The sequence below is a fragment of the Butyrivibrio sp. LB2008 genome, assembly GCF_000621565.1.
GTDB lineage: Bacteria > Bacillota > Clostridia > Lachnospirales > Lachnospiraceae > Butyrivibrio.
The window spans coordinates 1-7,980 of record NZ_JHXZ01000031.1 but is presented as its reverse complement, the minus strand read 5'-3'; the positions used below and the strand labels follow the sequence as shown (position 1 = coordinate 7,980).

Below are 7,980 nucleotides of genomic sequence, written 5' to 3'. Positions count from 1 at the left end.
CCTGTAGCACCGTACTCATATGCTACTGTCCTGTTCTTAAAGTCTGTTACCTTTGTAAGGCGTCCTAAGATATCATTCTCAAGGATTGTCTTTCCGTACCAGTCATTTATCTGACTTAGCTGATTGAGTGCATTATAGGAGAATGCAACGCTTCTTCCGTCAGCATATCCTACCTTCGTCACAGCACCTGCATTGTTGTACTCATATGTAGTAGCATAGTTGTCCCTATCAGTCTTTGTCTTAAGACGTCCGTACTGGTCATACTCATAGTGCTCTGACTGGCCAAGTGCATCTGTCATGGCTGTAAGCTGACCTGAAAGATCGTAATCATAGATTGTTACATGACCGTCTTTTCCAACTGTAGGGAATACATCCCCTGCTCTTTCCTCATCACTTACAAGACCTTCTGCCCTGTGGACGCTCTTAAGGTTATCAAGAGCATCATAAGTATAGGCTGTCTCATTTCCAAGTGCATCAATAACGCTCTTAAGACGGCCTGTAGGTGTATAGGTATAAAGAGTTGTGCTATTTCCGTCAACTACCTTTATTACCCTTCCCATTGAGTCATACTCATAGGCTACACATCTTGCATCAGAACCTTCTACTTTTTCAACTCTGTTAAGTGCATCATAAGAATAGCTGATCTCATATCCGTCAGCAAAGCTTCTCTTTTCTACTCTTCCAAGTCTGTCATAGCTAAGTTTCTGCTCAGGTCTGTCACAGAAATATGTAGCAATAAGCTGTCCTTTTCTGTAATCAAATCTTCTTACTCGTCCCTCTGCATCTGTTATGCTCTGTATCTCACCAAGTTTTGTGTACGTGTAGGTTGTGCTGTTTCCAAGGGCATCTGTTTCTTTTATTAATCTTCCCAGAGCATCTACTTCTCTTGTGTACTTATTTCCAAGTGTATCTGTTACTGCGATGAGATTTCCATTTACATCGTAGTCATACCTCTTCACATGTCCAAGAGCATCCGTCTCCGATGTAACGTTACCGTTAGGATCATAAGTAAGACTCTTTACCTTGATATCGCCATTGTATTCAGCTATAACGTTACCGTTTTCATCATAATCGTAGGAAACCACCCTATGCTCGGGATCTGTTACCTTTACAAGTCGCTTTAAGAGGTCATACTCATATGTTATCTTCCCGCCGTTAGGAAGGGTTACCTCTTCTTCATTCCAGACGTTGTTATACTTTATCTGTGTCATCCTTCCGGATTCATCAGTATATTCCGATATTTTTCCTATGCTGTTATGAGCCCATTCTTTTGCTGTTCCGTCAGCATTTACTACTCTTATAAGTTTTCCGGCCTTGTCATAAAAATATCTCGTCTCATTTCCAAGAGGATCTATTACATTACTGATCCTGTCCATTAGATCATATTCATAAGATGTCTTAGCTCCTAGAGCATCCTTTGTAGAGATAACCCTTCCAAGGCTATCTCTTTCATAGAACGTCTCTACACCCTTATTGTCTTTTACATAGCAGATATCTTTATTATCATCATACTTAATGTATGTATAGTTTCCTTCTGCATCCCTTATACGCTCTACCTGACCGTTTTCATCATAATAGAGTCTGCTCTCTTCCATAAGGGGATTGAGAACATTTGTAAGTTCTCCAAACTCATTGTAGGAATACTTATAGCTTGCTCCATCAGGTCCCTTTACAACTATAGGCTTTCCTGCTGCGTTATAAGTGATATTTGTTATATTACCTTTTGCATCAATTACTTTTGTAAGATGACCTCTGTTGTCATAACTGAATCTTGTGGTATATCCTCTCTTATCAGTTATGGTCGTCTTTTCATTATTCTTATTATAGGTAAATCTCTCGCCGATTCCCTGCTCAGGATATCTTGTTCCTATATGACGACCAAACTCATCTGAAAGATACTCGACCTTAAGTCCGTTCTGCTCTGTTGCTGTTGTGATATGGTTTTCTTCATCGTATGAGTATGTGATGACTCCACCATCAGGAAAGCTCTGTCTTGTGACACGCTTCTTTTCATCATACTCATTCTTAAGGAAAGTATTTATGCTTGGAGTATCAACTTCGTTGATTACTCCGTTTTCATCATAACGGTATTTTCTTGTTGCTCCGTCAGGATATGTGACAACTGTAAGAAGATATGAACCATTCTTTTCCTCATACTCATATCTTACAGTTCTTCCTGTATTATCTTTTACTACACTTATGCATCCGTTTCCGTCAAAGTACAGTCTTATATATCTTGAATCAGCACTGATTCCCAATGGACGCTCGCCGTCGTACTCTACCCTTGCAAGCTCTGTCCTCTCGTTACCAAAAGCTGATATTTTTCCATCTTTTCTAAACTCTGTATAGGATCCGTCATCCTGAACAAGTCTGTAATAGTCTTTGCACTCAATGAGTATTCCGCTCTCACCGTGTTCTTCTATATATTCTTTCTCTTCGTTCTCATAGTCCTCTTTTACAAGAGTTCTCCCATCTGCTGTTGTTACAAACTCGATTTCTTCAATATCTGTAAGATCATACTTCTTACTGTCAGCATCACTTACAGCCTCTTTATCCTTACGCTTCTTCTCATTAGTGGCAGCCTTGGTAAAATATCTTACATAGCTTCCCTCATGCCCATCGGAAAATACAAGCTTTATCTTGCTGTCATCACCTTCGCCCTCTTTTGAAAGATGCATGTCAAAAAGACTGGTCCAGCCCTTGCCGAAATAGCCGCTTTCTTCACTCTGTGCATTATAAAAACGCCTTACAGTTAACGGATATACTCCGGAAATGTTAAGGTCTTCCCTGTCATTTATATAGTTTCCGTTATTAAGATTTACGGGATCATAAAGATATACCTGACATCTTTGAATCATTCCTTTAAGATATAGCTGATATTTTTCCTTAAATTTAAGATATTTCTCAGCATCCTCAGGAGCAAGAATATCCTCAGGATTTTTCCATTTTATGTTATCCCTTGTCTTATCATACTTTGTAACATCAAATGTTCCCTTCTCCATACCGGTTATGATTGCGCTTATCTTGCTCCTGCAATCATCTAACAGTGTCTTAAAAGCGCTACCTTCTATATCATTAGAATGTTCTTCATGGAATGCAAGAAAATCCTTTAAGAATTTAGGAACGCATCCCTCGCTCTTATCAGTATTTGTGAAAGCATTCATTGTAAGATGTGGATCTCTTGGCTGAGGCTTGGTATATTCTTTCCTTGATATAACATCACAACTGTTTGCGATACTCTCAACATTTCTATGTATAGTGGAAATTTTAGGATGAAGTTCAAGAAAAGCATTGTTGTAACCGGCAAAATCCTCTATGACCTTTTCAAGATGCTGTTTCTTTATAACTGCTGTCTCATCCTCTGAAAGATCTTTTTTAAAGTCTTCAAGGAGCGCAGATTCGCTCTCATACCCATCTTCCTGCATCATTTCCTTTAACAACTGGATGGTGTGTATAATCTCTTCTACAAGCTTTATCTGTCTCTCATCGATAAATTTCTTAGCTGATTCCGCTTCAGGGCCCGTATGTGAATTATCATTTACAAAATCATAAAGAGCCTTTGTCAGATCGTCCGACATTCTTGAAAAGGGATTGTATATCTCATCGAAACACTTGTTAAAATATTCCCTTATCTTCTCTTGATGCCATTCTATGTTCTCCCCATTAAATCCTTGTGTATTTCCCATTCTACTTCATCCTTTTTTAAACATAACTATTACTTTTGTTAAATGCCTCAGCTCACTACTCTCCCCTGATATACACGCTTTAGCAATAATTAATGATTTATCTTTAACAAATCATTAACATTTTATCACGGTCTTATTCTTTTAGCAATGTGTATTACTACAAATGTAGATATGCTTTCTTTTTATAAAATAGAGCGAAGATTTCTTATGAAATTCACAAAAATCTTCGCTCTACCCCATCACCTTATCTTTTCTTAATATTTAAGAAAAGCACTTTATCTATGCCATAAACAAAACCAATAATGTCCATAATATAGCAAACCCAAATGTGACAAAAAGATAGATGCGATTTGGCTCTGTCACTTCTACATCTTTTGTAGGTTCAGGAACCTCAAACCTTTGCTCAAGATATGCTTTATATCTGGATTTCTGTCCTTTATTCGCTATATATGTAATACACTCATTTACGCCCGGACAATCAAGCGAATACATGTGTGATAATACAATTGCCAAATAAAATTGTCTCGGTACTTCAAATATCGGATTATCTGTGGTCATCGCCTCCAAATGAGCCAATGTTTCTTCAAACTTACCTGTATAGACATCACGAAGTATAGAAAGATATTTCGTATACCCATTTCCTTTATCAGACAAAATCAACCTATCAATTGTCTCTTTGCTCTCTTCAAATGTCTTTTTTCCGGTAAGTATAGCATCTTCAATTTCTACCGCCTGCTTAATATATGGATTAAGAGTCTTATCTATGTGCCCTGATGAAAAAATAAGTCCATCAAAAATTTGTCTGTTATTGCTATTTGATATATAATATGTTTCCAACTCATCCAGATCACATTCAGCGTGGATATATGTATCTATAAATCTTTTCCAGTAAAATCTATGAAAACCAATTATTGATCCAAAAACAATTGCATGCACCAATAATAGTGGTAAATTAGATAAGATGAGTACCGGAATAAAATCGAAAGCCATTAATAAAATCAATAAAAAAGCAAGTAATTTCGTTCTTTTATATCTTTTCTTTAAATTCATTTGCATCTTACGTCATCTCCCACTTAAGCTAACTAAATAATATGTTTTGTCATACATCTTGACTTCTTCAATATTTTCAACTTCTCCAACATTATTATATTCTGTATAGTATTTATCTATCAAAGAAAACGGCCATGGGGAATCTAACTCTCCGACATAATCACGCCTCGTAAAATATTGTTCAAAATCATCTGATAATGTCAAAATCTTTGCTTTTATATCCGGATTCAACTTTTTATAAAACATTGCTTTAATATTTTGTACTTGTAAAGCTGAATATTCTGCCAAATCATTACTTGAAGAATCCATATTATCTTTATAAATTTCTTTTATAACATACCCAGATTGATCATGCATAAAATAGCAATACAATGCTTCATTTGCATTTAATAAATAGATAGAAACTCCGTCACCACTTTCATATTCATCAGTTATCACGTTGTTATTCTCACTTGTCCTTATCCCATACTGCCAAGACATTGCCTTTTCTACAGAACTAAACTTCCATGAAGAAAGTACCAAAATCAAAGCAAACAAGAGAACTTCCAACGCAATCAAAAGTGAAGAAAAGCTTTTTACCTTAGTTATCTTCACATCAAGATTTAACCACTTTTTAAACCTAGAATTTCCCGGACACTCCCTTACCATTTTTATATATTCTTCAGCTTCTTCATTTTTCCCCTGTTCTTGCAAAATAGCAGCTAAATGAAATGCCCTTGCTTCCGAAATTGGACCATTATTTTTTAATAACTCGACAGCTTTTTCATATTCACCCGAAATATAAAGCTTATAAAATTCAAGATCGCATCGAAATACTTCATATTGTTTTTCCTTATATTTCTCCTGTCTTTTATAGTTTTTATGTTTTTCAAATTCTCTTAATACAACTTCTATTCTGGCTAGTCTATAATCGCAACCATCAGTTGTTTTTTCTATAAATAACAACTTATCCAATTGATACAATTCATAATAAAATCTTTGCTCAAGGGTCAAAGCATTTCTATCCAGATATTTTTTTAATCCAACATCATCACCGCTTGTTGTCAGTGCAGTAATCAATAAATTTCTATCACTACTATTCAAGCTTCTTTTGTCAAAATAAAATCTGCTTAATTCATCATAATCTTTACCTTTTAACATTGTCGCCAAATAATATCTCGGATACTCAAATGCCCCCAAAAGGTAACAAATAATCGATAAAGTTATGAACAATAACATAACTATCACATTTTTATATAACCATACCGATCCAAGCATGAACATCACCCCTGAAAAAGCTAAGATGATATTTCGTTTAACATATTCAGTCTTAATCCTATTCATATCAAAGCTCCTTTGTTGTCATCATTTATCCGTCACATTCGTTTGCTTTACCAAATCCAAGCCACGTAATAAAAAATACTCCTGCACTACCCACCAAACTCGGAATATATGGCATTATTACTTCAGCTACTGTTGCTACTCCTGAAGCTATCGCTGCGGGTACCCCTAAATAAATCGCTGCAACCACCGCTACTGCAACAACTTCAACTAATCCAGTATTTACTGTAAAACCTGCCTCCTGTCTTTTAACAATATTATCTCCAATATTTTCCGAATTATATACATATAAATCATTTGAAGCAAACGGATTAGTAAAGTTCATTCTATATCCCATTCCCTGAGTAACATTTCCTGTTGTATGTGATGCTTCAATTGACCCCGACGTTGGTCCCACGTCTGTTCTTAAAGTATACTTGTCTCCATTTTTGGTCTTATGACTGGCTATAACTGTTCCCTTAATTAAAGACTTATCATCTATAGAAACTGATACTTTCAATGAAGTATTTCCCAATTTTAACTCAGGAACATTAAATGATATAGAAGAAATCTTTCCTCCCTTACTTGTAACAGTAAATAATTTTGAAGATCCAGATTTTACTGTAGTAGTTTCTTCAACGTAAGGACCTATCAAACCTTTTGTGGAGTAGTCTGTTTCCGTATCCCAAAAATCTGTATTATCGTTAACCCACTCAGTTACTTTTGTTTTTTTATCTCTAGCCCAGTTAACTACTTTATCTGTTTTTTCAAACGTCTGTTTAACTGTTTTTTTTGCTTGAGACGTTTTATCATTAACCCACTCAACTATTTCATCCGAATTATCATACGCCCACTCAGCAGCTTTTTCTGCCATTATAGGAAAATTTCCATCATTATCAATCAACGCCACCGGATTTCCCCAACAGTAGCCATAATGATTGATTGTAAACGGACTTTCTACAAATCCCTTTACATTATCCTCAGATTGGAATCTTCCAGTATCAGCGCTGTAATATCTAGCCTGTGCAAACTTAAGGCCTGATACCTCATCTTCCTGATAGCCGGTAAATGCAAACGGCTGAATGATATTACCCTGCTTGGTGTAGCCGTGCTTTTTCTGCTTTCCTGTAAACGGATCAATATTTCTTCCAAAGTCATCAAATGCATATGCACTTACAGCAGCTCCATCTGTACCTGTCATGTACATAGGTGAGCCGAGTTCATCCTGAAGGTAGTAGAAGTTATTTTCTCCCTTTGACATTGAGATCACGTTGTTATCATAGATAAAACTCTCTGTCTCGCCATTAACTGTGCGCTCCAAAAGGTTATAGTAATCCCTTGAAAGATCACACAGATACTCTATTCTTTCTTCAGGCCTTATTGATGCCACTCTGAATCCCAGTCCGTTATAATAATTGTTCAACTCTCCCTTATCCTTATCAACTACCTTTGAGAGCATATTTGTAGCATCAAAAGTAAAGGTCTTCTGTAAGAGACCGTTTATGAACTCTTTTGTCTGGTTTCCTCTCTTATCGTAGTCGTAGGTCTTAAGGATTGCCTGGGAGTTATTGAGCTCTTTGGCTTCTACAAGTCTGTCAAGAACATCATATGTGTAAGATGTCTTTACATCAGTCTCAGACATGCTTGTTCTGTTGCCGAATGCATCATACTCATATGCTGCTTTTGTTATTCCATCATGTGTTGTCTTTGTAAGACGTCCTATCGCATCATAGCTGTACTCATATCTTCCTGATACTTTATCAAGACCTCGTCTTTTTCTGTCTATTCCGCTTATAAGTCCGCTATTATCGTACGAATAGAAGTACTTATCAAGTACTCCTTCCTTATCGGTACTTGTCATTGATGCAAGGTTTCCACCCGGCATATATGTGTAAGCCTGACTTACTCCGTTAGCGAAGTTCTTGCTTACAAGGCGTCCAATCTC

At 36.4% G+C, this 7,980-nt stretch carries 4 protein-coding genes; all 4 read right to left on the bottom strand.

What is annotated here, in order from left to right; all coding sequences use genetic code 11:
• The coding region (locus T356_RS0109820) for a DUF6531 domain-containing protein (RefSeq protein WP_026514329.1) at positions 1-3,686 on the bottom strand (3,686 nt) is incomplete at its 3' end.
• A 279-nt stretch (positions 3,687-3,965) separates the two neighbouring features.
• A complete protein-coding gene (locus T356_RS0109815) occupies positions 3,966-4,742 on the bottom strand; it encodes a hypothetical protein (RefSeq protein WP_026514328.1) in 777 nt (258 codons plus the stop codon).
• 6 nt (positions 4,743-4,748) lie between these two features.
• A complete protein-coding gene (locus T356_RS0109810) occupies positions 4,749-6,059 on the bottom strand; it encodes a hypothetical protein (protein WP_026514327.1) in 1,311 nt (436 codons plus the stop codon).
• A 25-nt stretch (positions 6,060-6,084) separates the two neighbouring features.
• A partial coding sequence (locus tag T356_RS19065) for an RHS repeat domain-containing protein (RefSeq protein ID WP_035780929.1) occupies positions 6,085-7,980 on the bottom strand: 1,896 nt, incomplete at its 5' end.